This window comes from Rhodanobacter sp. DHG33 (assembly GCF_014843005.1).
In the GTDB taxonomy this organism is placed as follows: Bacteria; Pseudomonadota; Gammaproteobacteria; order Xanthomonadales; family Rhodanobacteraceae; genus Rhodanobacter_A.
The window spans coordinates 182,784-207,416 of record NZ_JACYXM010000003.1 but is presented as its reverse complement, the minus strand read 5'-3'; the positions used below and the strand labels follow the sequence as shown (position 1 = coordinate 207,416).

Sequence of the window (24,633 nt, the reverse complement as noted above, 5' to 3'; positions counted from 1 at the left end):
CTTCGTCGTAGGCTCACGTTATGTCTCAGAACACCGACACCATTGCCGCCATCGCCAGTGCCCCAGGTGCTGCCGGCGTCGGCGTGCTGCGCGCATCGGGGCCGCTGGTGCCGGCGATTGCGCAAGCCTTGCTTGGTCGCGCCCCGCGTCCGCGCCATGCGCATTTCGCCAGCTTCCGTGATGCGCAGGGCGAAGCCATCGACCATGGCCTGCTGTTGCACTTCCCCGCGCCGGCCTCCTATACCGGCGAACATGTGTTGGAACTGCAGGGCCACGGCAGCGCGGTGCTGCTCGATGCTCTGCTCCGTCGCGTGTGCGAACTCGGCGCACGGCTCGCGCGTCCCGGCGAATTCACCGAACGCGCTTTCCTCAACGGTAAGCTCGACCTTGCCCAGGCCGAGGCTGTAGCCGACCTGATCGCCGCACGTTCGCAGGCCGGCGCACGCGCTGCGCTGCGTTCGATGGAAGGCGTATTCTCGCGCAAGGTCGATGCCTTGCTGCAGTCGCTGATTGCCTTGCGCGTGCACGTCGAAGCCGCGATCGATTTCCCCGAAGAGGAAATCGACTTCCTCGCCGACCCTGCCATCGCCGAGCAACTCGCGGCGCTACGCGTGCAACTCGATGGACTGCTGCGCGAAGCGCAACGCGGCCTGCGCCTCAACGACGGCCTACGCGTGGCCATCGTCGGCCGTCCCAATGCCGGCAAGTCCAGTCTGCTCAATGCGCTTTCGGGCAGCGAACGCGCCATCGTCACGTCCATCGCCGGCACCACGCGCGATGTGCTGCGCGAAAGCGTATCGCTCGATGGCGTGGCGCTGGAGCTCGCCGATACCGCTGGCCTGCGTGAAACCGAAGACGAAGTCGAACGCGAAGGCGTCCGCCGCGCGCATGGCGAACTGCAGCGCGCCGACGCGGTGCTGTTGGTCACCGATGCTGTGCATGCCGAAGCCGACCTCGCACTGCTCGAGCATTTGCCTGCGGGTACCGAGCGATTGGTGCTGGTCAACAAGATCGACTTGGCCGACGTCGCGCAACACGCGGAAATCCGCGGTGGCATCCGTTGGCTATGGGCTTCCGCGAAAACCGGCGAAGGGCTGGATGCGCTGCGCGATCACCTCAAGCAGCTGGCCGGTGCCGGCAGCGGCGAAGGTGCCTTCAGTGCACGCCGCCGCCACGTGCTGGCGCTCGAAACCGTGCGCGGGCATCTCGACCGCACCGCCCATGCCCTCGCCGCCACTCGTGCCGGCGAACTGGCTGCCGAGGAACTGCGCCAGGCTCAGCAGGCCCTCGGGGAAATCACCGGGAACTACACCAGCGACGACTTGCTCGGCGCGATCTTCGGGTCGTTCTGCATCGGCAAGTGAGCGGCGGCATCGCGCAACCGCACCCAGTGCCGCCACGACACCAGCGCGTTGATCCAGTACACCGCGTACAGCACCGAGGTGAGGTACAGGCCGCGGCTGGCGTACAGCGGCACCGCGATGGAATTGACCAGCAGCCAGAACGGCCAGTTCTGCACGTGCCGGCGCATCATCAGTAATTGCGCCACGATGCTGAAGGCCAGCACGGTGGAGTCGAGGAAAGGCGAATACGCGTTGGTGAAGCGGCGCAGCAGCAAGCCGTAGCAGACGGCGCCGATCGCGCCGGACAGCAGCTGTAGCCACAGCTTGCGTGCCGGCAGGTCGGTGACCGGGAGTTCCTCGCCGTGGTCTCCATGCAGCCATTGCCACCAGCCCACGATGCTGGTGATGACGAAGAAGGCCTGCAGCACGGTGTCGGCGTACAGGCGGCTGTGCAGGAACACGAAGGCGAACAGGCCGCAGCCGACGATGCCGGTCCACCAGGTGTGCACGCTGTTGCGCCCGGCCAGGATGATGGATGCGCCGGCCAGCAGGTTGGCCGCGATCTCCAGCGGGCTCATGCGTGCGGCCTGTTCGCGAGGAATGCGTCCAGTTCTGCCTGCTGCGGCATGCCGCCCTGCGCGCCCAGCTTGGTGACCGACAGCGCGGCAGCGGCGCAAGCCTTGCGTACGGCCTCCGGAAGGCCTTCGTGCAGGAATACGGCAAGTGCGCCGTTGAAAGTGTCGCCGGCGCCGGTAGTGTCGATGGCTTCCACCGCGAAGCCAGCCTGCTTCGTGGGTTCGGGGTGTACGGCGTCCCGGTACCACGCGCCTTCGCCACCGCGGGTAAGTACCACGGGACAGGGCGCGCGACGCATCAGGTCGCGGAAATCGGCATGTGTGTCTTCGCCGAGGGCCGTGGCCAGCTCGTGCTGGTTGGGTGTGAGGTAACCGGCCAGTTGCAGCCATTCGCGCGGCAGCTTTTGCGCAGGCGCAGGATTGAGGATCACCGGTACGCCGAGCGTGTGGCCGAGGCGCAGCGTGGCCTCGACGGCATCGAGCGGGATTTCCAGTTGCACCATGACGGCGTTGGCATGCGCGATGGTTTCGCGCGCGGCTTCCACCTGCGCCGGGGTGACGCACGCGTTGGCGGCTGGCACGACGATGATCTGGTTCTCGCCGTCGGCCACGGTGATGGACGCGGTGCCGCTGCCCTCGCCATCGAGCCGGGCGACATGGGCGAGGTCGATGCCTTCGCGTGCCAGCCCCGCATGCAGCTGGTCGCCGAAGGCGTCGCGGCCCAGCGCGCCGACCATGCTCACCCTGGCGCCCAGTCGCGCCGCGGCGACCGCCTGGTTTGCGCCCTTCCCGCCATGCGCGGTCAGGAAACGGCTGCCGAGCAGGGTTTCGCCGGGACCGGGGAAACGCGGCGCGAGCGTGACCAGGTCCATGTTGATGCTGCCGACGACGACGATGCAGCTCATGCGGTTTTCCGTGGCGAAGGAAGCCGCAGGGTAAACGCTGCGGCACCCGTTGTGGCAAGCCAGGCCTCACGCCACCAGCATCAGCACGGACTCAGTGGCTGTCGGACGAGTCCTGGTCGGATGTCTTCTGGGCCTGATGCTGCGCCTTCATGGCCTGCTGCAGCTGCGCGTATTGCTGTTGCTGCGTTGGCGTGAGCAGCGCCTGTATCTGGCTTTCGCTGTCCTGGTGGATGGCGAGCAGCTTTGCCCTGCGGTCGTGCTTCGACAGCGTGGTGTCCGCACGCACGGCGGCGACCTGCTGCTGGCGGCTGCCGAAGATCGTCGCCAGTTTCGATTGCTGGTCGGCATCAAGGCCAAGCTTCTGCGCCAGTCGATGGGCCTGCTTCTGCGGATCGGGCAGATGGTGGGTCGCCGCCGGCGCATCGGATGCGGACGCCGTGCTGTCCTGCGCCGATACGGTGCCAAGTGGCGCGGCCATCAGCAAGCCAAAGGCCAGGGCGCAGGCAGTCAGTCGCAATGGGATCGTGTGCATGGAAAGTCTCCGTAGCAGGCATGAATCGCGCAGGATGTGTCGCACGGTGTCGCCTAGCCGGTAACGGGGCTGGCCAGAGCGGGTTTACCTGCGATGCGCGGCGGGGAGTCCACGGGATTCGCCGGGGCGGAAACGAAAACGCCCGCCGGATCAGCGGCGGGCGTCGTCATTCCACCTTACGGGCGGACTCAGTTCATGTGGCCGATGCCCGCATCGCCGGGCTCCAGCGCAGGCGCGGGTCCCGCCACGGTGAGCAGGGCCTGCGCGTAGCCGTCGCCGATGCTGAGCGTGGAGACTTCGTCCCAGGCGAAGAACGAGGCCTGGCGCATCCATTCCGCGTCGGGGCTGAGTTCCTGCAGGTAGAAGCCGTCGTCGTCGAGGCTGGCGAGGCGGCCTATGTAGCAGACCTCCTCCTCTTCCTCGGTGTCCACGTGCACGGCGATCACCGGCGACACCTCGCCGGCGGCCTTCACCACATCGCGGATCGAGTCCAGCGGGAAGTTGGCCAGCACGCGGGGGGCGATGCCCTTGAGCGCCAGCGCCTTGGCCATGAAGGCATGGTGGCGCTCCGGCGACTCCAGCTCGGTGATGTCGCGGTGGCGCATCACGTAGACGCCGTCGTCGGTGATGCCGTCGCCGACCACCCATAGCAGCACGAACTCGCTGCCCACGCCGCCCACGTAGCCGCAGAAGCTGCCGTGCTCCAGCTCGGTGCGCCACAGGCGCACCATGATTTGCTTTTCCTGTGCCTCGCGCAGCTGGGCGCGCAGGCCGTTGGTCTTGAACTCGAGAATCTTTGCCATGGTGGGCATTTTAGCAGAGCGGTCGTGAAGGCTTGTTCAGGGGATGTTTTCAGGCATCTTCGGCGAATGTGCACTCAAAATGCGCCATCTGTCGAAATTGGCGCATTTCATGCCGGTCCGAGCCTTACAGGATGTAGCGGCTCAGATCCTCGTTGTGCACCAGTGTGCCGAGGTTCTTATCTACCTGTTCGGCGTCGATAAGGTATTTTTCGCCGGACTTGTCTGCAGCTTCGTAAGAAATGCTTTCCAGAAGCCGCTCCATCACGGTGTGCAGGCGGCGGGCGCCGATGTTTTCGGTGCGCTCGTTCACCTGGTAGGCCACTTCGGCCAGACGGTCGATGCCGGTGTCGGTGAATTCCAGGCTGACGCCTTCGGTACTCAGCAAGGCCACGTATTGCTTGGTCAGTGCGTTGTGCGGTTCGCGCAGGATGCGCTTGAAGTCGTCCACCGACAGGGCGCCGAGCTCCACGCGGATCGGCAGGCGGCCCTGCAGCTCCGGGATCAGGTCGGAAGGCTTGGCCAGCGAGAAAGCGCCCGAGGCGATGAACAGCATGTGGTCGGTCTTCAGCGGCCCGTACTTGGTGGAAACGGTGGAGCCTTCCACCAACGGCAACAGGTCGCGCTGCACGCCCTCGCGGCTGACACCCGCGCCGCCCCATTCGGAGCGCTGCGCCACCTTGTCGATCTCGTCGATGAAGACGATGCCGTTCTGTTCGGCGACTTCCACCGCCTGCGCGCGGATCTCCTCGTCGTTGAGCAGCTTGCCGGCTTCCTCCTCGATCAGCATCGGACGCGCCAACTTGATCGCCAGCTTGCGGTGCTGGGTCTTGGCGCCGCCGATGTTCTGGAACATCTGGCGCAGCTGCGCGCCCATCTCTTCCATGCCGGGCGGCGACATGATCTCCACGCCCACGTTCATGGCGAAATCCAGCTCGATCTCGCGCTCGTCCAGCGCGCCTTCGCGCAGCTGCTTGCGCAGCTTCTGGCGGGTGTCGCTGTCGATGGCAGGCGCGGGCGATGCGTCATGGCTCCAGTCGCTCGGCGTCTGCCGGCGCGGCAGCAGCGCGTCGAGGATGCGGTCTTCCGCGCGGTCTTCCGCCTGCGAGCGCACGCGCTTGATCGCCTGCTCGCGGGTGAGCTTGTAGGCCACGTCGGCGAGGTCGCGGACGATGGACTCCACGTCCTTGCCGACGTAGCCGACTTCGGTGAACTTGGTGGCTTCCACCTTCACGAACGGCGCGTTGGCCAGCGTGGCTAAGCGGCGCGCGATCTCGGTCTTGCCCACGCCGGTGGGGCCGATCATCAGGATGTTCTTCGGCGTGATCTCGTTGCGCATCTCCGGTGCGAGCTGCATGCGCCGCCAGCGGCTGCGCAAGGCCACCGCCACGGCGCGCTTGGCGTCGTGCTGGCCGATGATGTAGCGATCGAGTTCGTTGACGATTTCGCGGGGAGTCAGTTCGGACATGGGGATACCGGAAGGTTGGATTCTTTGTCCGTCGTCCTGTCGAGGTTGGAATCCAGTGGCGTTGTCGCCTGCTCAGGTAACGAGGCCGTGGATTCCGGCCTGCGCCGGGATGACGTTATCGAAGCGAGCTGCTCACAGCTCCTCGATCGTGGTGTTGTGGTTGGTGTAGATGCAGATGTCGCCGGCGATCTTCAGCGCGCGCTCCACCACGGCGCGGGCGTCCAGCTCGGTGTTCTCCAGCAGCGCCAGCGCAGCGGATTGCGCGTAGGGGCCGCCGGAACCGATGGCGATCAGGCCGTGCTCGGGCTCCAGCACGTCGCCGTTGCCGGAGATCAGCAGCGAGGCCTCCTTGTCGGCCACCGCCAGCATGGCCTCGAGGCGGCCGAGGCGGCGGTCGGTGCGCCATTCCTTGGCCATCTCCACCGCGGCGCGGGTGAGGTTGTTGCCGTGCTTGTCCAGCTTCTGCTCGAACAGTTCGAACAGCGTGAAGGCGTCGGCGGTGGCGCCGGCGAAACCGGCCAGCACGTCGGCATTGCGGCCGAGGCGGCGGATCTTGCGCGCATTGGCCTTGGCCACGATGTTGCCCAGCGTGACCTGGCCGTCGCCGCCGATCACGACCTTGCCGTTGCGGCGCACGCTGACGATGGTGGTGGCGTGGAAGGGTTCCATAAAAGCTCCAAGGTTGAGCGAACCAGATGGGGTCGGATAGCCGGAGCTTCAATGCGGAACAGACCTGCTGGGCCCGTTCGCTCCCTCTCCCCGCCGGGAAGAGGGTTGGGGTGAGGGGCCAAGCGGGCGGAGGACCTTGTCGAAGCGAGCTTCAAGAAGCCGCGCCCACGCAAGCACCCGCCCCTCATCCCAGCCTTCTCCCCAAAAGCGAGAAGAGGCAAACGCAAGAAGCGCGCTTACTTTCTCCGCGCCCTTGGATGCGCCGCGTCGTACACCTTGGCCAGGTGCTGGAAATCCAAGTGTGTATAGATCTGCGTGGTGGCGATGTCGGCATGGCCCAGCAGCTCCTGCACGGCACGCAGGTCGCCGGAGGATTCCAGCATGTGGCTGGCGAAGGTATGGCGCAGCAAATGCGGGTGCACGTGCTTGGCGAAGCCGTTGGCGAGCGCGAGCTTGCGCAGCCGGATCTGCACGGTGCGCGGGTTGATGGCCGCGCCGCCGCGGCCGCGGAATACCGGCGACTCCGGCGCCCTGCCCGTCGCATCGCCCAGCGCGCGCAGCGCTGCCACGGCGTGACGGCCCACCGGCACGATGCGCATCTTGCGGCCCTTGCCCAGCACGCGTACCTCGCCGCCGTCGAGGTCGAGGTCGCTCCAGCGCAGGCCGACCAGCTCGGACAGGCGCAGGCCGCTGGAATAGAACAGCTCCAGCATCGCGCGGTCGCGCGGCGCCAGCGCACCGTCGCTGCCCGATTCCACGAGCGTGGTGGCCTCGTCCACGTCCAGCACCACGGGCAGCTTGCGATGCACCTTGGGGCCGCGCACGCCGGCCAGCGGATCGTGCGCCAGCGCGCCTTCGCGGCTGAGCTGGCGGAACAGGCTGCGGCAGGAGGAAAGCAGGCGCTGCAGGCTTTTCGGCGCCAGTCCCGCACGGTGCTGCGTGGCCACGAACTGGCGCAGGCGGTTCGGTTCGAGGGCGGTGAAACCCTCGATGCCCTGCGCCTCCATCCATGCGGTGAGCTTGGCGAGGTCGCGACGGTAACCGTCCACGGTGTGCGGCGAAGCTTGCCGTTCGCCGGCGAGACGGGCGAGCCAGGCTTCGACCTGTTGTGCAGGTTTCATGTTTCGCTCAGGCGAGGTCCCGTGCCCGTGCCAGTGCGGCAGTGACGGCGGCGGCGATCATCTTGAGGAACAGCGTGCCCATGCCTGGCTGGAAGCGGTCGGGGTCATGGCTGCCGATGGCAAGGATGCCGGCGTCGCCCAGAGGTACCAGCGCCGCCGAACGGATGGCGGCGGCTTCGTCGCCGAACAGCTGCGCCAGTTTGTCGGTGGACAGGCGGCCGGAAACCGGCTCGCGCCGCTGCAGCAGTTCGGCCAGTTCGGGCAGTTCCGAGGCGCCGCCGCCCACCTGGCGCAGCCACTCCGAGCGCGGCAGGTCGGCATGGTTGCCGAACAGCAGCAGGCGCACCTGTTCGGTGTGGAAGTCCTCGTTGAGCTTGGCGATCACGGTGCGCGTGGTCACTTCCAGCGTGTTCGCGCGCAGCAGCGCCACGGTGAGCACGTGCACGCGCTCCATCAGCTTTTCGTTGTCGCTGGCGATGGTGGCCAGTTCGCCGAGGCGGCGTTCCAGCTCGGCGTTCTTGTCGCGCAGCTGCTGCAACTGGTACGCGGCAAGCGAGGCCACCGCACCTTGCTCACGCGGCATGGTGAGCTGCGCGGCCAGTTCGGGGTAGTCGTTGAGGAAGGACGGGTGTTGCTTCAGATAGGCTGCGACAGCGCCGGCGTCGATGGTGTCGTCGGACAAGGGGACGTTCATGCGCGTTCTCCTCCTGCGGTCATGCACCGAGTGTGCGATGGACGCGCGGCGGGATCAATCCGTGGGCCATTCACCTTCGAACGCGAACGCGGCCGGACCGGTCATCCACAGCGTATGGCCGGGGCCGTGCCAGTCGATGCGCAGCGAACCGCCCGGCAGGTCCACGCGCACGCGTTCGTCCACCTCGCCCCGCCGGTGCAACACTGCCATCGCCGCGCAGGCGCCGGTGCCGCAGGCCTGCGTCCAGCCTACGCCGCGCTCGTGCACGTGCAGACGCACATGGCCGCGGTCGAGCACTTCGGCAAAGCCCGTGTTCGCGCCTTGGGGAAAGCGCGGATGCATGGTGATGGCGGGGGCCTGGCGAGCCATGCCACGCGAAGGCGAGACCGGCACCTGCACCACCGCGTGGGGATTGCCCATTGATACCGCACCGATTTCCAGCGGTTCGCCATTCACCTCGATCACGTAACGCGCCGCTTCGGCCGCGGCCTCGAACGGAATCCGCGCCGGTTCGAACACCGGCTCGCCCATGTCCACGGTGACTTCGTGCGCCGATAGCAGGCGCACGGCCACCGGGCCGGACGGGCTTTCCAGTCGCACCGGTTCGCCCAACGCCAGCGCGCCGGCGCGATGCAGCCAGGCCGCCACGCAGCGCACGCCGTTGCCGCACTGGCGCGCGGGTGAGCCGTCGGTGTTCCAGATGCCGTAGTAGAACGCGCAGGTCGGATCGCGCGCGGGTTCCACGCTGAGCAGCTGGTCGAAACCCACGCCGGTGTGGCGGTCGGCCAGCGCGCGGATGGTCGTCTCGTCCAGTGCGAACGGCGTGGTGCGGCAATCGAGCACCACGAAGTCGTTGCCCAGGCCGTGCATCTTCGAGAAGCGCAGCATCGGCAGGGCTCAGTGCGTGGCGTTGCCGTTCGCCGGGGTCGGCGCGGTGGCCGACGAGATGGGCGCGCTGCTTGCCGACGTCGGCGCATTCGGGGCCGGCCCGGTCGCCGTGGCGGACGGGGCGGGTACGGGCTTGGGCGGCACGTACACCGGCGGGTGAGGGTTGTTCGGCATGTACAGCGGGCCCTTGTTGCCGCAGCCGGCGAGCGTGGCGGCAACGAGGCAGAGCGGCAGCAGCAACAGACGGCGCATGGTCGGATACCCTGGCGAAAGCGTGACGGCGCAGTATAGCGAGCGCGCCGCAGCGCTTATCATGCGCCGGTCCCTACCCCCGGAAACACCGATGAACCCGATCGAGTTGCTGCGCCTGCCCGCCACCGTGCTGCTGGTGCTGGCCGCGATCCTGCTGTTGATCTGCCTGATGCAATTGGTCCTGCTGCGCCGCCGCCTCGATGCAGGCGCGAAGTTGTCGGCAGGCTGGCATGGGTTGCTGTGCCTGGGATGCCTCGTGCTCAGTGTGATGCTCGGCGTCGGCGGCTGGGCGTTGCGCGGTTATCGCCTGCTGGACGAGGAAACCCCGGTGGCCGAGGTCGATGCACACATCCTCTCGCCCCAGCAATGGGCGGTCACCTTGAGCTGGCCCGACGGCGCCACGCGCCAGGTGCAACTGGCCGGCGACGACTGGCGCATCGAAGCCGTGGTGCTGAAGTGGAAGCTGCTCGCCGGTCTGCCCCCGCTGTATCGCCTCGACCGCATCGACGGCCGGTACGACGACGTGGCACAGGAACAGACCGCACCGCGCACGGTGATCGCCCTCGGTTCGTCCGACGGGTTCGACCTGCTCGACCTGCATCGGCAGTACCCGCGTGCGTTGCCGATGGTGGATGCGGTCTACGGCAGCGGCGCCTTCCTGCCGCTGGTCGACGGCGGTCACTACACCCTGAGCCTTTCGGGTGCCGGAGCGCTGGTGGCACGGCCGGACGCGGCCACCGCGCAGCGCATCAGTTCGCCGCTGGGCGGCTAGCCATCCGCCGGCTGAACCCGTCGCAGGAACTTGTGCGGCGACCGCGCTAGATTCGCCTCGCCATGCGACGCGACATCGGCAGTCCGCAGCCATGGCATCCACTCAACCCGGGAGAGGTCCATGAACAAGCTCACGCAAGCCGCTTTGACCGTCGCACTCGCCATCGCTGCCGGCGCCGCCTTTGCCACGCAGCCGGTTCACAACGTCAGCGGCAGCCGCCATCCGAATATCTCGGCGGCGCAGAAGCTCACCGACAAGGCCTACCAGCGCATCGTCGCCGCGCAGCAGGCGAACGAGTGGGACATGGACGGCCACGCGGCCAAGGCGAAGGATTTGCTCGACCAGGCCAACCGGGAACTCAAGGCGGCGGCGGAAGCGGCGAACCAGAACCACAAGTGATGCCCGCACTGCGGGCGTGAGCGATCGCCGGCCTCGCCGCATTGCGGCGGGGCCGGTGCATTTTTATCCGAGCAGCTTCTCGTAGCGCCACCCGTCGGCGCCATCCTCGTAGTACTTCGCGAGCGTGGCGATCCGGCGGTAGCCCAGGCGCTCGTAGAGACGGATCGCGCCGGCGTTGTCGGCGCGCACTTCCAGGCGCAGCGCGCGGCAACGGCGGCGACGCGCCAGGTGTTCGACGGCATCGAGCAGGACCGATCCCACGCCCTGCCCGCGCGCCGCGTGGTGGGTGGCAATGGAATACAGGCGCGCCACGCCGCTGCGTTTGCGGAAGAACATCACCGCGGTGCCCAGGAAACGATGCGGGCCCGTGCTGGCCACCAGCACCTTCGCGCTGTCGCTGTCGAGATGGCGGCGGAACTGCGCGCGGCTCAAGCGGTCGCTGGTGAAGCTGTGTTCCTCCAGCGCCACCAGGTCGTCGAGATCGGAAAGCTCGGCAGAGCGGACGCGCACGTTGGCTGGCGGCATGGCGATGGGCTCCTTTTATCGAACACGTGCACGGCGGCAAACGGGGCGGACTGTAGTGGCCAGCCGACGATGCGGCAATTGTGGCGGGGCGCGCGCTTAGCAAGGGTTCAGTGCCGCGGGCCGGGAAGCGGCCTTGCTGTGCCAAACTTCGTGCTCGTCGCCTTGCACGCAAGGCACCCCAGCAACCGCAAGCCTGAGTGGTGACATGGCCCGTCTGGTCATCGTGGTCGAGAAAGCCTCCGACTGGAGCGTGTACTACCCGTCCGCGGACGTGGTCACGGCTGCGGACTACCTGCGCGAGGCCGTGGGTGTCGATGATGAGCGCACGCATGTCATCAACCTCTGCCGCAGCTACAAGTACCTCGGCACCGGCTACTACGTGTCGTTGCTGGCCGAAGCGCGCGGGCACAAGGTGATGCCGTCGGTGCGCACGGTGAACGACCTGCGCCGCCGTTCGCTGTACGGCCTGGAGATCGAGGATCTCAGCGCCAAGCTGACCCACTTCCTGCCGGCGGGCGGCCGCGACACCACCGATTTCGGCATCCTCGTCTACTTCGGCCAGACCTCGCAGCCGGCCTTGCAGGATCTGGCGCGCCAGGTATTCGAAATGTTCCCCTGCCCGCTGCTGCGCATCGAGTTCGAGCGCGACCGTGTGTGGCAGGTCAGCGCGATCAAGCCGGTGGGCCTGCAGACACTGGATGACGCGCAGGAAGATGCCTTCGCCGAGGAGCTCGACCGCTTCAGCAAGAAGCTGTGGCGCAAGCCCAAGGCGCGCAAGCAGTTCCGCTACGACGTCGCCATGCTGGTGGACCCGCACGAGTCCATGCCGCCGTCGAACAAGAAGGCGCAGAAGGCCTTCATCGCGGCCGGCAAGGAGCTGGGCATCGAAGTCGACCCCATCGGCAAGAACGACTACCAGCGCCTCGCCGAATACGACGGCCTGTTCATCCGCGAGACCACCGCCAGCGACAACCACACCTACCGCTTCGCGCATCGCGCGGAGAAGGAAGGCATGGTGGTGATCGACGATCCCACGTCGATTCTGCGCTGCACGAACAAGATCTTCCTCAACGACCTGATGGTGTCGCGCAAGCTGGCCGTGCCGCGCACGGAAATCCTCTACCGCGACGACACGAAGGGCCTCAAGGAGGTCGCCGGAAAGCTCGGCTATCCGCTGGTGCTGAAGATCCCCGACGGCTCGTTCTCGCGCGGCGTGGTGAAGGTGGAAGACGAAGCTGCGCTCACCAAGGCCACGGCGGAACTGTTCCAGCACAGTGCGCTGCTGCTGGCGCAGGAGTTCGTCTACACCGAGTTCGACTGGCGCATCGGCGTGCTCAACGGCGAGGCGCTGTATGCCTGCAAGTACTTCATGTCGCGCGGCCACTGGCAGATCTACAACCACGGCGCGAAAGGCGCGTCCAAGACCGGCGAATCGGAAACCTTGCCCATCGAAAACGCGCCGGCCGACGTGGTGAAGCTGGCACTCAAGGCTACCCAGGCTGTCGGCAACGGCCTCTATGGCGTGGACATCAAGCGCGTGGGCGACAAGCCGGTGGTGATCGAGGTGAACGACAACCCGTCCATCGACGCCGGCGTCGAGGATGAATGCCTCGGCGAGGAGTTGTACTTGCGCGTGATGCGCGAGTTCCTCCGCCGGATGGAACTCAAGCGGCAAGGCATCAAGGATTGAGGTGCACCGAACGCCGCGTCCCTGCGGCGACGGGCCCTTCCACTGCCAGATGGAATCAATGGCGGCGCGTGCGCTTCAGCGTGAGCAGCGCGCGCGGCAGGCCGGGTTCGAGGATCAGCAGCAGCGCCAGTGGTGCCGCGAACAACCACAACAACGGTGCCCAGCCCAGCAGCGCGGTGTGCGCGGGTACCAGGGTGGTCAGGAGTAGCGTGCCGCCGACCGCGAGCCACAGCAGGGCGATAGCCAGCAGGTGTTCGTGGTGGCGGTGGTCGATGGTGGTGGTGCGCATGGCTGCTTTTCCGGGGGCGATGGATGCAGCATGCCGGCGTCACATCTCACGGCTTGCGACGCGCGGAAACGCTGCGCCCTTGCGCTTCCCCGTTTTCGGAAGCAAGGACCCTGAGGCCCTTCCCCGAGTCCGCAGGCGGGCCTCAAAATGGCCATCCACCCCCAGGAGCAATGCATGAGCCTGCCTTCCCAGTTCGCCGTGTTCGGCCATCCGATCGCGCATTCGCTGTCGCCGCGCATCCACCAGGACTTCGCGCGGCAGTTCGGGATCGCGCTGGAGTACCGCACCATCGACGCGGCGCCGGAGGCTTTTGCCGAGTCGGTGCGCACGTTCTTCGCGGCAGGCGGCGCGGGCGCCAACGTCACCCTGCCGCACAAGGGTGCGGCCTTCGCTCTGGCGGACGAGCGCAGCGAGGCGGCTACCCGAGCCGGTACGGCGAACGTGCTGACTCGCCTGCCCGATGGCCGGCTTGCCGCGCACAACACCGATGGCGCGGGCCTGGTACGCGACCTTACCGAGCGTCATCGCGTGGACTTGCGCGGCCACGACACGCTGCTGCTGGGTGCGGGAGGAGCTGCGCGCGCCGTGGCGTGGTCGCTGCTGGACGCGGGCGTGCAGACGCTCACCATCGTCAACCGCACGCCGGAAACCGCCGACGCGCTGGCCGACGCGATCGGCGAACCCGCCCGCGTGCACACCCGCTACTGGGACGATCTCGCCAGCCTGGGCAGCTACGACCTGATCGTCAACGCCACTTCGGCCGGCGTGCTGGGCGGCGGCCTCAGCCTGCCGATGTCGCTGGTGGGTGCCCGCGCGCTCTGCTACGACCTCGCCTATGGGGCGGCAGCCATCGATTTCGTGGCGTGGGCCAGGGCCGCGGGCGCACGTTACGCCTGGGACGGCCTCGGCATGCTGGTGGAGCAGGCGGCCGAGGCGTTCGATGCGTGGCACGGCCGGCGACCCGATACCGAGCCGGTCTACCAGGCCCTGCGCATGGCGGTCTGAGCGCCCCTTGCCTGCCGCATTTCCTTGTATGCAGGCATTTGACCCCGTCTAAAAATCCGGGTGCCAGCATGCCCGGCACAGGGGCGGCCAGAGCCTGCCCGGGACGCCATGGCGCCCGCGGGTAGGTTCCTACACGAGGGGTAATCACATGCTGCGGATGGGGATGTATGTTCGAAGCCTGGCCATCGCCAGGTTGATGGGGTCTGCCTGCAATGTTTTCGTCGCTGGCGGAAGTGCGGCCGGTTCGTCCGATACGACGGCTGCCGACTTGGCGGCGCGAGGAATGGGAGGTGGCGCGATACCGACTCGGCGGCATTCGTTCCGGAATCTGAAACATCCCGTCGCGCAGTGCGTCTTGGCCGTTCTGGCATGCGTCGGCGTGTCGAATGTTTCGGCGCAATCCTTGACGGTCGGTTCGCACAACGTGGCCGTCGCCGATCCGGCGGTGCCGCGGCCGCCAACGACGCCGTGTGTCGTGCCGCTGTACACCAATGCGTCGTTCGACAACCCCAGCGGTCCGACGCCGATCAACTACACCCCGCCTGCCGGATGCCCCGGTCCCTGGCAGAAAGTCGTGCTCACGGTCGATGTCAGCATGCTGGGCACCAACCAGTTCGATCGCACCGGTTCCATCTGGCTGGGTGGCGCGATCCTCTATTTCGGCACCACGCAGGAACCCAGTGTCGCGCCGCCCAGTGCCACGACCTGGCACATCGAGCGCGACGTGACCGATTACAGCGCCGTGTTCGCAGCTGCCCAGAGCGGGCATTCCGACTTCGTCAACTATGTAGAAGGCCCCTACAACGGCAAGCTCAGCGGTTCGGCAGCCCTTTATTTCTATCCCGTGGTCCATGGCGATGCGCACGAAAACCATGGCAATGAGCAAGGGAACGATGACAACGGCAACGGCCACCTGCAGCCTCGCCCGGACGTCGTATTGTCGATGAATGCGAATCCGGCGAACGGCACCTATGCCCTGAACACGACGGCCGACCAGTACACGGCGACTTACACGTTGCTGCCCAGGAATATCGAACGCGCCTATCTGGACGTCTACGCGCAAAGCCAGAGCAACGACGAGATCTGGTACTCCTGCAATCCGAACGACCAGGGCACCCTGAGCTTCTTCGGCTGCAACAACACGGCGTTCCGCGAAACCGAGGTCAGCATCGACGGCCAGCCGGCCGGCGTCGCGCCGGTCTACCCGTGGATCTACACCGGCGGCACCGGCAACCCGTGGCTGTGGGAGCCGATACCGGGCGTGCAGACGCTGTCCTTCACGCCCTACCGCGTCGACCTCACTCCGTTCGCCGGCCAGCTCGATGACGGCAAGACGCACACCGTCTCGCTGAGCGTGTTCAACGCGAACCAGTACTTCAGCGTAGCCGGCAATCTGCTGCTGTACCTCGACCACGGTTCGAAGCAGGTCAGGGGCTCGGTGCTTTCGAATACGCTGACCGCCGCGCCCACGCCCAAGGTCGTCGAGAACCTCACCACCGATGCCAACAAGAACCTGACGGGCGGCAACATCACCGTCACCTCGAAGCGCAAGTTCGCCATCACCGGCGTGGTGGTCACTTCGCACGGCGTGGTGCAGACGCAGGTCGCGCAGGACGTCGCCTTCTCCAACTCGCAGGACTATTCCCTGCCGGCCAACAGCGAAGGCGAGAACATTCTGCAGGCCTCGACGGTGGATTCGACCACGACGCGCACCGACGGGCGCCATACGGCCATCCTCCGTGAGCATTTCAGCTATCCGCTCAAGCTCGACCTGGGCTATTTCCAGCAGCCCGACGGCAGCTACCAGCAGTACTCCGACGTGAAGGAACAGGGTTTCCGGCAATCGGTTTCGTTGTGGCCCTTACTCTCCCCGCCCGTTTCGGCCACGCTCGACAACACGTTCGACGGAAACAACACCATCCTGATCAATTCTGCCCAAACGGCGATTACCGGCGTGACGAACACGTACAGCGACCAGGATTACCGCTACAAGGATTCTTTCGGTGAGTGCTACAGCCGCAAGATTTCCTCGAAGAACAACGCACTCACGGGCTGGGTGGATGGAGCGGCATGCTGGATGGGTTCCAACAACCTTTCCTGGCGCGATCGTTTCTCGCAGTTTGCGTCCCGTGCCTACGGAGCGACCGTACAGCTCCTACCTTGATGCAGTTAAAGCACGATGCAGGCAAGAAAGGACCGGTCTCCCGGTCCTTTCTTTTGGCCGGATCGTGGCGAGTCATCGCCCTGACATGATGGGCCGCTAGTTTGCCGCCCGATCGCGGCCGTCCCGAAGGGTGGCTGTTTCGCCGTCTTGGTCAGGCACGGGTGCCATGCAAAATCTCGCTTCGTTCTTTTCGCGCCGTCCGGTATGGCTGGGCGGTCTGTTGGTGTTGATCATGCTCGGCGGTGGCTGGTGGCGCTGGAATGCCCATGCCGCCACGCAGCCATCGTCCGACGACAGCGGCGTGCACATCATGCTCGGCCTCGCATCCACCGCGCAGCACGAAGGCCGCCTCGTGGCGCCAGTGGGCAGCAACGCGTTCGAGTTCTACTTCAGCGTGCTGCAGCTCGAACCGGGCAACCACACCGCGCTGGCTGCGCTGCGCGACATGTTCAAGCCGGCCTGCGCAGACGTGGAACACAGCATCGCCGACGGCGACCTCGACGAGGCGCAGCGCGAACTGCAGCTGCTGCGCGCCTACGATGCCGGTAACTACCGGTACGACCCGGCACACGACGAGTTGAACGCCAGCGACTACAAGCTCGCCCTACTCGGCGGTTATCTCGACGCCCAGCGCACGCTGCTGGGACGCAAGCATGCGGCGCAGGCTGCGGCCTTGGCTGCGCGACAGACGGCCGCGTTGCAATAAGGGCCGTTGGACAGCCTCGAAGGGCACTCAGGCCGTCAGGTAATCGTCCTTCACCCGCACGTAGTGCGCGGCGGAATACATCAGCTGCTCGACCTGGACGTCGCTGAGCACGCGCACGAGCTTGGCCGGGTTGCCCAGCCACAGTTCGCGTTCGCCCACCACTTTGCCCGGCGGGATCAGCGCGCCTGCACCGACGAAACCGTGCTTCTTCACCACCGCACCGTCGAGCACGCTGGCGTGCATGCCGATCAGGCAGCCGTCTTCGATGGTGCAGGCATGCACCACCGCGGCGTGGCCGATGGTGACGTCGGCGCCGATCAGGCAGGGGTAGCCCGGACCGTAGGGGCCGGCATGCGCCACATGCACGATGGCGCCGTCCTGGATGTTGGTGCGTGCCCCCACGCGGATGTGGTTCACGTCGCCGCGCAGCACCGCGCCAGGCCAGACCGACACATCGTCGCCCAGCACCACGTCGCCTATCACGGTGGCGGTGGGGTCGAGATAGACGCGATCGCCGAGGACGGGGCTGATGCCCTTGTAATTGCGCAGGTTGGTCATGCGCGCATTGTAGTGGCCTCCTGCATCGCCGGCTCTTGCGTTTAGCTGGCGGTGCTTGATTTCGCCCGGCGCGCTCGCCACGCTTCGCCTCGACAAGGAGCCGCCATGAACCACGACAACCCGCTGCTGGCCGACGATACGCTGCCGGCGTTTTCCCGCATCCGCCCCGAACAGATCGCGCCGGCCATCGACGGCATCCTCGCCGACGACGATGCGGCGATAGCCGCGCTCACCGCCCCCGGCGCGCCGCGCGATTTTGCCCACGTGATGCTGACGCAGGAGCGCCTGGGCCAGCGTCTTGCACGCGCCTGGTCGCCGGTGTCGCACCTGCATTCGGTGGCCGACAGCCCTGCGCTGCGCGAGGCCTATGGCCCGGCCGAGGAAAAGCTCACCGAGCACGCGATCGCGCAGGGCCAGAATCGCGATCTCTATGCAGCCGTGCAGGCCGTGGCCGACGAACCGGGTTTCGCCACGTTGCCGCGGCCCGAGCGTGCGCTGGTGGAACACGCGCTGCGCGATTTCAAGCTCTCCGGCGTGTCGTTGGAAGAGCCCGCGCGCACGCGTTTCCGCGAGATCGGGGTGGAGTTGTCGAAACTGTCCACCGAATTCTCCAATGCCGTGCTGGACGCCACCGACGCGTGGCACGAGCACGTCACGGACGAGCGCGACCTCGCCGGCATCCCCGAATCTGGCCTAGCGGTGTTGCGCCAATACGCGAAAGACCAAGACCTGGACGGCTACTTGGTCACGCTCAAGCAGCCCAGCGTGCAGGCCGTGCTCACCTACGCCGACAACCGCGGCCTGCGCGAGCGTGTGTACTGGGCCTACCAGACGCGTGCTTCCGACCAGGGCCCGCATGCGGACAAGTACGACAACTCCGCACGCATCGAGAAGATCATGGCGCTGCGCCACGAAGGCGCGCAGCTTCTTGGCTTCGCCAACGCGGCCGAAGAGTCGCTGGCCACCAAGATGGCCGCCTCGCCCGCCGAAGTGATGGAGTTTTTGCGCGACCTTGCTACGCGCGCGAAGCCGGTGGCGCAGCGCGAGCTGGCCACGCTGCGCCAGTTCGCGCACGACGAACTCAAGCTCGACAACCTCGAATCCTGGGACGTGGGCTACGCCTCCGAAAAGCTGCGCCAGCAGAACTACGCGCTGGACGAGGAGCAGCTCAAGCCCTACTTCCCGTTGCCCGCGGTGATCGACGGGCTGTGGGCCATCGTGCGCAAACTCTACGGCATCACGCTCGCCGCCCGCGATGGCGTCGACGTGTGGCATCCCGACGTGCGCTATTACGACGTGATGGATGCAAACGGCAGGGTCTTCGCCGGCGCCTACGTCGATCTCTATGCGCGCAACGGCAAACGCGGTGGCGCATGGATGGACGTGTGCCGCGCCCGCTTCGACGACGGCGCCACCAAGCAATTGCCGGTGGCCTTCCTCACCTGCAACTTCGCTCCGCCCACTGAAGGCAGACCCGCGCTGCTCACGCACGACGATGTACTCACGCTGTTCCACGAATTCGGCCACGGGCTGCACCATCTGCTCACCGAAATCGCCCTGCCCTCGATCGGCGGCATCGATGGCGTGGAGTGGGACGCGGTGGAACTGCCCAGCCAGTTCATGGAGAACTTCGGCTGGAACCGCGAGGCGCTGGACCTGTTCGCGCGCCACTGGCAGACCGGCGAGCCGCTGCCGGAAGAATTGTTCCAGCGCATGCTCGCCGCACGGCATTTCCATGCGGGCCTGTTCCTGGTGCGCCAGCTCGAATTCGCGCTGTTCGATTTCAGCCTGCACCTCGGCTACGACCCTGCCGAAGGTGCGCGTGCGCTGGCCGTGCTGGAACAGGCGCGCAAGCAAGTGGCGGTACTGCATCCGCCGGCATGGCAGCGCTTTCCGCATGCGTTCTCGCACATCTTCGCGGGCGGCTACGCGGCGGGTTACTACAGCTATTTGTGGGCCGAGCTGCTCAGCGCCGATGCGTTCGGTGCGTTCGAGGACGCCGCGAAGCAGGGCAACAGCGTGATCGATCCCGCCACCGGCGCGCGTTTCCGTCGCGAAGTGCTCTCCGTGGGCGCCAGCCGCCCCGCACTGGAAAGCTTCACCGCCTTCCGCGGCCGCAAGCCCGAGCCGGAGGCGCTGCTGCGCAGCCACGGCCTGCTGGACTGACATGCCGGAGCCGCTGTTGCGCCAGGCGCACCCCGAAGACGCCGATGCAGCGGTGCCGCTGTTGGTGGAGGCGATGGATGCGCAGGCGTTGCAACTGGCTGGCGCGGGGTCGTTGCGCGCGGCGTGGCCACTGTTCCGCGAGCTGTTCGTGGGGCGCGACAACCGCTACAGCCACGCGCATGTGCGGGTGCTGGATCAAGGTGGCGGGGCAGTGGCCGCGATCCTCGCCTATCCCGGCCGCGACGAGCCGGCGCTGTTCGCGGCGACGCGGGCATTGCTGCGCGGCCGTGATCCGTCGCGTGTATTGCCGTACGAGCCGGAGAGCGCTCCCGACGAGTACTACCTCGACGCGCTGGCGGTGGCCCCGTCGCAGCGCGGCCGTGGCGTCGCCGCACAGATGATCGAGGCGATGTGCGCCGAAGCGCTGGGCGCCGGGCATGCGCGCATCGGCCTGCTGGTGGACGAAGCCAAGCCAGGCGTGAAGCGGCTCTACGAGAAACTCGGTTTCGCCGTGGATGGCGAGCGCATGCTGGCTGGGCGCCGCCACGAGCATATGGTCAGGCCGCTGCGCTGAATGTCGCCTGCCGCGCTGTCCGGTGCATGTCCCGGCATGTCGTGTTGCCGCCAAAGAAAAAGCCCGCCTTGCGGCGGGCCTTCCCAGGCGGCGGAGTACCGAAGGCTTAGGCCTTCTGCACTTCCTCGGCCTGCAGGCCCTTCGGGCCCTTGGTGACGACGAAAGTGACGCGCTGGCCTTCCTGCAGCGACTTGAAGCCGTTGCCCTGGATCGCGCGGAAATGCACGAACAGGTCTTCACCGCTTTCCGGCGTGATGAAGCCGAAGCCCTTGGCATCGTTGAACCACTTGACCGTACCGCTCTGACGTTCCGACATGACACATACCTTTGAAACATGAATGAATCGCGGCCTGGCGGGTGTGCCTGACCGCAACATGGAGCAGGAAATCCGAGTCCTCCCCGGCTCTTGCCGTCGCGAGCATACATGGAAAACGCGCGCGGCGACGGTTGTGGCTCCCATCGGTTCAGCCGCGAGGCATCCCGTACAATATCCGCATGAAGATCGCCTCGTGGAACGTGAACTCGCTGAAGGTGCGCCTGCCGCAGCTTCTGCAGTGGCTGGAGGACGCCAGCCCGGACATCGTGGCGCTGCAGGAAACCAAGCTGGAGGACACCAAGTTTCCTGCCGCCGAACTCGCTGCGGCCGGGTACCGGACGGTGTTCTCGGGGCAGAAGACCTACAACGGCGTGGCCATCCTCGCACGCGAGGAACTGGGCGATTTCGCCGACGTGGTCACCGACATCCCGGGGCTGGACGACCCGCAGCGGCGCATTCTTGCCGCCACCGTGGGCGGCCTGCGCATCGTCGATCTCTACGTGGTCAACGGCAAGGCGGTGGGCGACGAGAAATACGCCTACAAGCTGCACTGGCTGGAGCGCGTGCGCGAATTCCTCGCGGGCGAGATTGCACGCCATCCGAAGCTCGTGGTGCTGGGTGATTTCAACATCGCGCCCGACGACCGCGACGTGCACGATCCCGCCGCCTGGGGCGAGGACATCCTCTGCTCGCCGCCCGAACGCGCCGCGCTCAAGGCCATCACGGATCTCGGGCTGCACGACAGCTTCCGGCTGTTCCAGCCGGAGGGCGGCCACTTCAGCTGGTGGGACTACCGGCAGGCCGCGTTCCGGCGCAACATGGGCCTGCGCATCGATTTGATCCTGCTTGGCGAGATCTTGAAACCCGTCGCCACCACCGCGGCGATCGACCGCGAACCGCGTCGCTGGGAACGGCCTTCCGACCACACGCCGGTGACGCTGCAACTGGATATCTGATGAACACAAGCAAGTCCGACTGGCCCAGCTCGCTCACCGACGAAGAGCTCGACGAATTGGATCGCTACCTGCGCGCCCATGTGCAGGAGGGTGACGGCCGCCTGCTGCTGGATGGCGTGCACGGCCTGCTCAGCGCGCTGGTGATCGGCCCGCTGCAGGTGTTGCCGGACGAATGGCTGCCCGAGGTGCTGCACGAACCCTTCGATGACGAGGCGGAAGGCAACCGCGTGCTGGCGCTGCTGGCCAAGCTCAACGATTCCATCAGCGCCGAACTCGACGTGGATGCCTACGAACCCATCCTCGGCGAGGTCGATACGGATGCCGGTCCTGCGCTCTCCGCTGCCGGCTGGTGCGAGGGTTTCAGCCGCGGCATCGACCTGCGCGCCGCACTGTGGGAAAGCCGCCTCGCCGACGATCCGCAACTGATGGAACTGCTGGGCCCGGTGATGGCGCTGGCGGTGGACGACGGCGTGCTCAGCGCCGAGGCCGAGTTCGAGAAGCTCAGCGACGAGGAATACGACGACTGCCTCGCGCAGATTCCCGCCGTGCTCGACGCCGTCGGCCAGTACTGGCAGGCCAAGCCCGTCACCGAGGCCGAACTGGAAGCGATGGTGCAGCGGCACGACGAGCCGGCCGGCCACGACGGTACGGCACCGCGCCAGCGCAGCGGGCATTGGGTGCATTGATCCCCGATACGTGGAGGTGAACAGACGCATGCACGTCGCCTCACCACTCTACGAGCCGCTGAATACGCTGAAGTCGGTCGCGCCAGGACTGTGGATCGCCGACGGCCCCATCGTGCACATGGCCGCGCTGGGCGGCAGCGCGCCGTTCCCCACCCGCATGACCGTGGCGCGGTTGACCGACGGCGGCCTGTGGTGCCATTCGCCGATCGCGCCCGACGCGACGCTTTTCGCCGAGATCGATGCGTTGGGCCCCGTGCGCCACCTGGTCTCGCCGAACAAGCTGCACTACGCGCATATCGCCGCGTGGAAGCGGCGCTATCCCGACGCGGTTGCCTGGGCCTCGCCCGGCGTACGCGAACGCGCGGCAAGCCAGAAGATCGAGGTTGCCTTCGATGCCGATCTGGGCGACCTGCCCGAGCCGGCATGGGCCGCGGATCTCGACCAGCTGCATTTCCGCGGCAGCCGCGCGATCGAGGAAGTGGTGTTCCTGCACCGCGCCAGCGGCACGCTGATCCTCGCCGACCTGATCGAGAACTTCGAGCCGGCAAAGCTGGGCCTTGCGATGCGCTGGATCGCAAGGCTGGGTGGCGTGCTCGATCCCGACGGCAAGACGCCGCTGGACATGCGTTTCACCTTCCGCGACAAGGCCCGTGCCCGCGCCTGCCTGCAACAGGTCATGGCTTGGCGGCCACGGCGGATAATCCTTGCCCATGGCCGCTGCTATCCGGAGAACGCCGAAGCGGAGGTACGCCGCGCGTTCCGCTGGCTGGGGTGAGATCGTCGCACCGGGGGAACGATCCGTTCCTGGCGTGGCGCTTGGGTAATGCGCGCCGCGCGCGCATCTTAGGCGGCATTCCATCAACCGGAGCATCGTCATGAGCGAACGCCGCATCCTCCGCCGCATCCGCGGCATCGACACCGCCGACGGCGCGGGCGTGAAGCTGAAGCGCGTCATCGGCCAGCCCGGGCTGGACATGCTCGATCCTTTCCTGCTGCTGGACGAGTTCCGTTCCGACAGCGCAGACGACTACATCGCCGGCTTCCCTGAGCACCCGCACCGCGGCTTCGAGACGGTCACCTACATGCTGGCCGGCCACATGCAACATGGCGACAACCATGGCAACCGCGGCGACCTCGTGCCCGGCAGCGTGCAGTGGATGACCGCCGGGCGCGGCATCCTGCATTCGGAAATGCCGCAGCAGGAGAACGGCCTGATGTGGGGCTTCCAGCTGTGGGTGAACCTGCCTGCCAGCGACAAGATGGCCGCGCCGCGCTATCAGGACATCGGGCCCGAACGCATCCCCACGGTGCACCCGGCGGATGGCGTGGCAGTAAAAGTGATCGCGGGCGAACTGGCCGGCGCCACCGGTCCGGTGGCCGGCATCGTCACCGACCCGGTGTACCTGGACATCGCGGTCGAGCCGGGCGCGCAGGTCGAGATCCCGCTGCCGGCAGGTCACCATGCCTTTGCCTACGTGTTCGACGGTACGGATGCGCAGGTGGCCGGCGACAAGCTTGCGCGCAGCGAGCTGGCGGTGCTGTCGCCGGGCGAGAGCGTGCGCATCGGCGGCCGCGAGGCCCCGGCGCGCGTGCTGCTGGTCGCGGGCCGGCCGCTGGGCGAATCGGTGGCGCGCTACGGGCCGTTCGTGATGAACACGCCCGAGCAGATCCACGAAGCGATCGCCGATTTCCGCGCCGGCAAATTCTGACGCCCCGTGTCCGTCATTGCCCCGGCCATGCTGGCCGGGGCTTGGCCGTGCGCGCATGCAGATGCGGCTTTGGCGGTGGGAAAAGCAAACCGGATCGATGCGCGACATCCAGCTGCCAGCCCGGTTCAGGCGTTAGCCCCGGTGATAGCCGCCTTCGATGGTGCCCGCTGGTACGACTGATGCTTGCCTTTGGATTGGGCCAGCCGGCGACGATAAAAGTCGCGATTTCAGGGGCTTGCAAATGACCCGGCATAGGCGTTAAATAAAAATTAATCTTCGAGCTTCAATTGGCTGTATCCTGAACCTCTAGTCAAAGCGCAACAATTCATAGATAACTCACTGATTTTTCGAGCCATGTTTGCCCTGATTCTTGCCGCCATCGTCTGCCTGTCCCTGTTCGCCGTCGTGACGGTGAAGCGCGTGCCGGCCGGCCAGGTCTACAGCCTGTACCGCCGCGGCAAGCCGGTACGGCTGCTGCAGACGGGCATCCACCTGGTGCTGCCGTTGCTGGACCGGGTAGGGCATCGCATCGATCTCGGTGGCCGCGTGCTGCGTTTCGAGGAGCCGATGGCCGAGGCGGGCGACGTACGCGGCACGGTGTATTGGCAGGTGCTGGAACCCGAGCGCGCCGACGCCGTGATCGAACAGGCCGACCAGCTGATCCGCCGTGGTGCCGTGGAGGCGCTGCAGGGCAAGGTCGAGGCAACCGGCGACCAGCGGATGCTGGGCCAGCAGCTCAAGCAGAGTCTCAACGGTATGCTGCGTCCGCGCGGCGTGATGGTGACCCGCGTCGAGCTGGATCTCGCCGCCTGAGCCCGATGCCGTGTCGCGCAGGGCCGCCCGAGAGCGCCCGCGCACAGGGGAGTTGAGC

Annotated in this window: 28 protein-coding genes; 14 read left to right on the top strand and 14 right to left on the bottom strand. The window is 66.7% G+C overall.

Features of this window, described 5'->3' with window-relative positions; all coding sequences use genetic code 11:
• Positions 1-20: 20 nt before the first annotated feature.
• Complete coding sequence (gene mnmE, locus IHE46_RS07215; RefSeq protein WP_192163957.1) at positions 21-1,364, top strand: tRNA uridine-5-carboxymethylaminomethyl(34) synthesis GTPase MnmE; 1,344 nt, start codon at positions 21-23, stop codon at positions 1,362-1,364.
• Here mnmE and pnuC read toward each other — a convergent pair.
• The 10 genes from pnuC to IHE46_RS07165 form a co-directional block, all read right to left on the bottom strand.
• Positions 1,307-1,921 carry a nicotinamide riboside transporter PnuC gene (gene pnuC / locus IHE46_RS07210; protein WP_192163956.1) on the bottom strand — a complete coding sequence of 205 codons (615 nt, stop codon included), beginning with the start codon at positions 1,919-1,921 and terminating at the stop codon, positions 1,307-1,309. The genes mnmE and pnuC overlap by 58 nt on opposite strands.
• Complete coding sequence (gene rbsK / locus IHE46_RS07205) at positions 1,918-2,823, bottom strand: ribokinase (protein WP_192163955.1); 906 nt, start codon at positions 2,821-2,823, stop codon at positions 1,918-1,920. The genes pnuC and rbsK overlap by 4 nt, the downstream gene beginning before the upstream one ends.
• A 91-nt stretch (positions 2,824-2,914) precedes the next feature.
• Positions 2,915-3,355: a hypothetical protein gene (locus IHE46_RS07200; protein WP_192163954.1), complete on the bottom strand. Its 441-nt coding sequence runs from the start codon at positions 3,353-3,355 to the stop codon at positions 2,915-2,917.
• A gap of 188 nt (positions 3,356-3,543) precedes the next feature.
• The gene (locus IHE46_RS07195) at positions 3,544-4,158 is read right to left on the bottom strand and encodes a hypothetical protein (protein ID WP_192163953.1); all 615 of its coding nucleotides are present in this window, start codon (positions 4,156-4,158) and stop codon (positions 3,544-3,546) included.
• A gap of 124 nt (positions 4,159-4,282) precedes the next feature.
• On the bottom strand, positions 4,283-5,623 hold the full coding sequence (gene hslU, locus IHE46_RS07190; protein ID WP_192163952.1) for an ATP-dependent protease ATPase subunit HslU: 1,341 nt from the start codon (positions 5,621-5,623) through the stop codon (positions 4,283-4,285).
• A gap of 132 nt (positions 5,624-5,755) precedes the next feature.
• Positions 5,756-6,292 carry an ATP-dependent protease subunit HslV gene (gene hslV / locus IHE46_RS07185; RefSeq protein WP_192163951.1) on the bottom strand — a complete coding sequence of 179 codons (537 nt, stop codon included), beginning with the start codon at positions 6,290-6,292 and terminating at the stop codon, positions 5,756-5,758.
• 236 nt (positions 6,293-6,528) lie between these two features.
• The gene (gene xerC / locus IHE46_RS07180; protein ID WP_192163950.1) at positions 6,529-7,413 is read right to left on the bottom strand and encodes a tyrosine recombinase XerC; all 885 of its coding nucleotides are present in this window, start codon (positions 7,411-7,413) and stop codon (positions 6,529-6,531) included.
• 7 nt (positions 7,414-7,420) lie between these two features.
• On the bottom strand, positions 7,421-8,107 hold the full coding sequence (locus IHE46_RS07175) for a DUF484 family protein (protein ID WP_192163949.1): 687 nt from the start codon (positions 8,105-8,107) through the stop codon (positions 7,421-7,423).
• 54 nt (positions 8,108-8,161) lie between these two features.
• Positions 8,162-8,995: a diaminopimelate epimerase gene (dapF, locus tag IHE46_RS07170; protein WP_192163948.1), complete on the bottom strand. Its 834-nt coding sequence runs from the start codon at positions 8,993-8,995 to the stop codon at positions 8,162-8,164.
• Between the two features lie 9 nt (positions 8,996-9,004).
• Entirely contained in the window at positions 9,005-9,247 is a 243-nt protein-coding gene (locus tag IHE46_RS07165) for a lipoprotein (RefSeq protein WP_192163947.1), read from the bottom strand.
• A 91-nt stretch (positions 9,248-9,338) separates the two neighbouring features.
• Here IHE46_RS07165 and IHE46_RS07160 point away from each other — a divergent pair, with 91 nt between their 5' ends.
• Together IHE46_RS07160 and IHE46_RS07155 are read left to right on the top strand one after the other, a co-directional pair.
• Complete coding sequence (locus tag IHE46_RS07160) at positions 9,339-10,019, top strand: hypothetical protein (protein ID WP_192163946.1); 681 nt, start codon at positions 9,339-9,341, stop codon at positions 10,017-10,019.
• A gap of 120 nt (positions 10,020-10,139) precedes the next feature.
• Positions 10,140-10,418: a hypothetical protein gene (locus tag IHE46_RS07155; protein ID WP_192163945.1), complete on the top strand. Its 279-nt coding sequence runs from the start codon at positions 10,140-10,142 to the stop codon at positions 10,416-10,418.
• A 63-nt stretch (positions 10,419-10,481) separates the two neighbouring features.
• Here the strand turns inward: IHE46_RS07155 and IHE46_RS07150 are convergent, their stop codons facing one another.
• Positions 10,482-10,943, bottom strand: coding sequence for a GNAT family N-acetyltransferase (locus IHE46_RS07150; RefSeq protein WP_192163944.1), 462 nt, complete (start codon positions 10,941-10,943; stop codon positions 10,482-10,484).
• A gap of 205 nt (positions 10,944-11,148) precedes the next feature.
• Between IHE46_RS07150 and IHE46_RS07145 the strand changes: the two genes are divergently transcribed.
• The gene (locus tag IHE46_RS07145; RefSeq protein ID WP_192163943.1) at positions 11,149-12,633 is read left to right on the top strand and encodes a RimK family protein; all 1,485 of its coding nucleotides are present in this window, start codon (positions 11,149-11,151) and stop codon (positions 12,631-12,633) included.
• Positions 12,634-12,688: 55 nt separating this feature from the next.
• Here IHE46_RS07145 and IHE46_RS07140 read toward each other — a convergent pair whose 3' ends face one another.
• The gene (locus tag IHE46_RS07140) at positions 12,689-12,922 is read right to left on the bottom strand and encodes a hypothetical protein (protein ID WP_192163942.1); all 234 of its coding nucleotides are present in this window, start codon (positions 12,920-12,922) and stop codon (positions 12,689-12,691) included.
• A gap of 180 nt (positions 12,923-13,102) precedes the next feature.
• On the opposite strand from IHE46_RS07140, the gene aroE reads away from it, so the two are divergent.
• From aroE to IHE46_RS07125, 3 genes are all read left to right on the top strand, one after another.
• Positions 13,103-13,927 carry a shikimate dehydrogenase gene (aroE, locus tag IHE46_RS07135; protein ID WP_192164091.1) on the top strand — a complete coding sequence of 275 codons (825 nt, stop codon included), beginning with the start codon at positions 13,103-13,105 and terminating at the stop codon, positions 13,925-13,927.
• Between the two features lie 403 nt (positions 13,928-14,330).
• The gene (locus IHE46_RS07130) at positions 14,331-16,091 is read left to right on the top strand and encodes a peptide-N4-asparagine amidase (protein ID WP_192163941.1); all 1,761 of its coding nucleotides are present in this window, start codon (positions 14,331-14,333) and stop codon (positions 16,089-16,091) included.
• A 166-nt stretch (positions 16,092-16,257) separates the two neighbouring features.
• Positions 16,258-16,797, top strand: coding sequence for a hypothetical protein (locus IHE46_RS07125; RefSeq protein WP_192163940.1), 540 nt, complete (start codon positions 16,258-16,260; stop codon positions 16,795-16,797).
• Positions 16,798-16,824: 27 nt separating this feature from the next.
• On the opposite strand, the gene IHE46_RS07120 is transcribed toward IHE46_RS07125, so the two are convergent.
• Positions 16,825-17,355, bottom strand: coding sequence for a gamma carbonic anhydrase family protein (locus IHE46_RS07120; protein ID WP_192163939.1), 531 nt, complete (start codon positions 17,353-17,355; stop codon positions 16,825-16,827).
• Between the two features lie 105 nt (positions 17,356-17,460).
• Here IHE46_RS07120 and IHE46_RS07115 point away from each other — a divergent pair, with 105 nt between their 5' ends.
• Together IHE46_RS07115 and IHE46_RS07110 are read left to right on the top strand one after the other, a co-directional pair.
• Complete coding sequence (locus IHE46_RS07115) at positions 17,461-19,521, top strand: M3 family metallopeptidase (RefSeq protein ID WP_192163938.1); 2,061 nt, start codon at positions 17,461-17,463, stop codon at positions 19,519-19,521.
• Between the two features lies 1 nt (position 19,522).
• Positions 19,523-20,095 (top strand): GNAT family N-acetyltransferase, encoded by a 573-nt coding sequence (locus tag IHE46_RS07110; RefSeq protein WP_192163937.1) that lies wholly within the window; start codon positions 19,523-19,525, stop codon positions 20,093-20,095.
• 106 nt (positions 20,096-20,201) lie between these two features.
• On the opposite strand, the gene IHE46_RS07105 is transcribed toward IHE46_RS07110, so the two are convergent.
• Positions 20,202-20,411 (bottom strand): cold-shock protein, encoded by a 210-nt coding sequence (locus tag IHE46_RS07105; RefSeq protein ID WP_192108075.1) that lies wholly within the window; start codon positions 20,409-20,411, stop codon positions 20,202-20,204.
• A gap of 179 nt (positions 20,412-20,590) precedes the next feature.
• Between IHE46_RS07105 and xth the strand changes: the two genes are divergently transcribed.
• From xth to IHE46_RS07080, 5 genes are all read left to right on the top strand, one after another.
• On the top strand, positions 20,591-21,367 hold the full coding sequence (xth, locus tag IHE46_RS07100; RefSeq protein ID WP_192163936.1) for an exodeoxyribonuclease III: 777 nt from the start codon (positions 20,591-20,593) through the stop codon (positions 21,365-21,367).
• Entirely contained in the window at positions 21,367-22,053 is a 687-nt protein-coding gene (locus IHE46_RS07095; RefSeq protein ID WP_192163935.1) for a YecA family protein, read from the top strand. Before xth ends, IHE46_RS07095 begins: the two co-directional genes overlap by 1 nt.
• A 28-nt stretch (positions 22,054-22,081) precedes the next feature.
• Positions 22,082-22,828: a DUF4336 domain-containing protein gene (locus IHE46_RS07090; RefSeq protein ID WP_192163934.1), complete on the top strand. Its 747-nt coding sequence runs from the start codon at positions 22,082-22,084 to the stop codon at positions 22,826-22,828.
• Positions 22,829-22,928: 100 nt separating this feature from the next.
• Positions 22,929-23,762 carry a pirin family protein gene (locus IHE46_RS07085; RefSeq protein WP_192163933.1) on the top strand — a complete coding sequence of 278 codons (834 nt, stop codon included), beginning with the start codon at positions 22,929-22,931 and terminating at the stop codon, positions 23,760-23,762.
• A gap of 354 nt (positions 23,763-24,116) precedes the next feature.
• Positions 24,117-24,575, top strand: a complete 459-nt coding sequence (locus IHE46_RS07080) for an SPFH domain-containing protein (protein WP_192163932.1) — start codon at positions 24,117-24,119, stop codon at positions 24,573-24,575.
• Positions 24,576-24,633 lie beyond the last annotated feature (58 nt).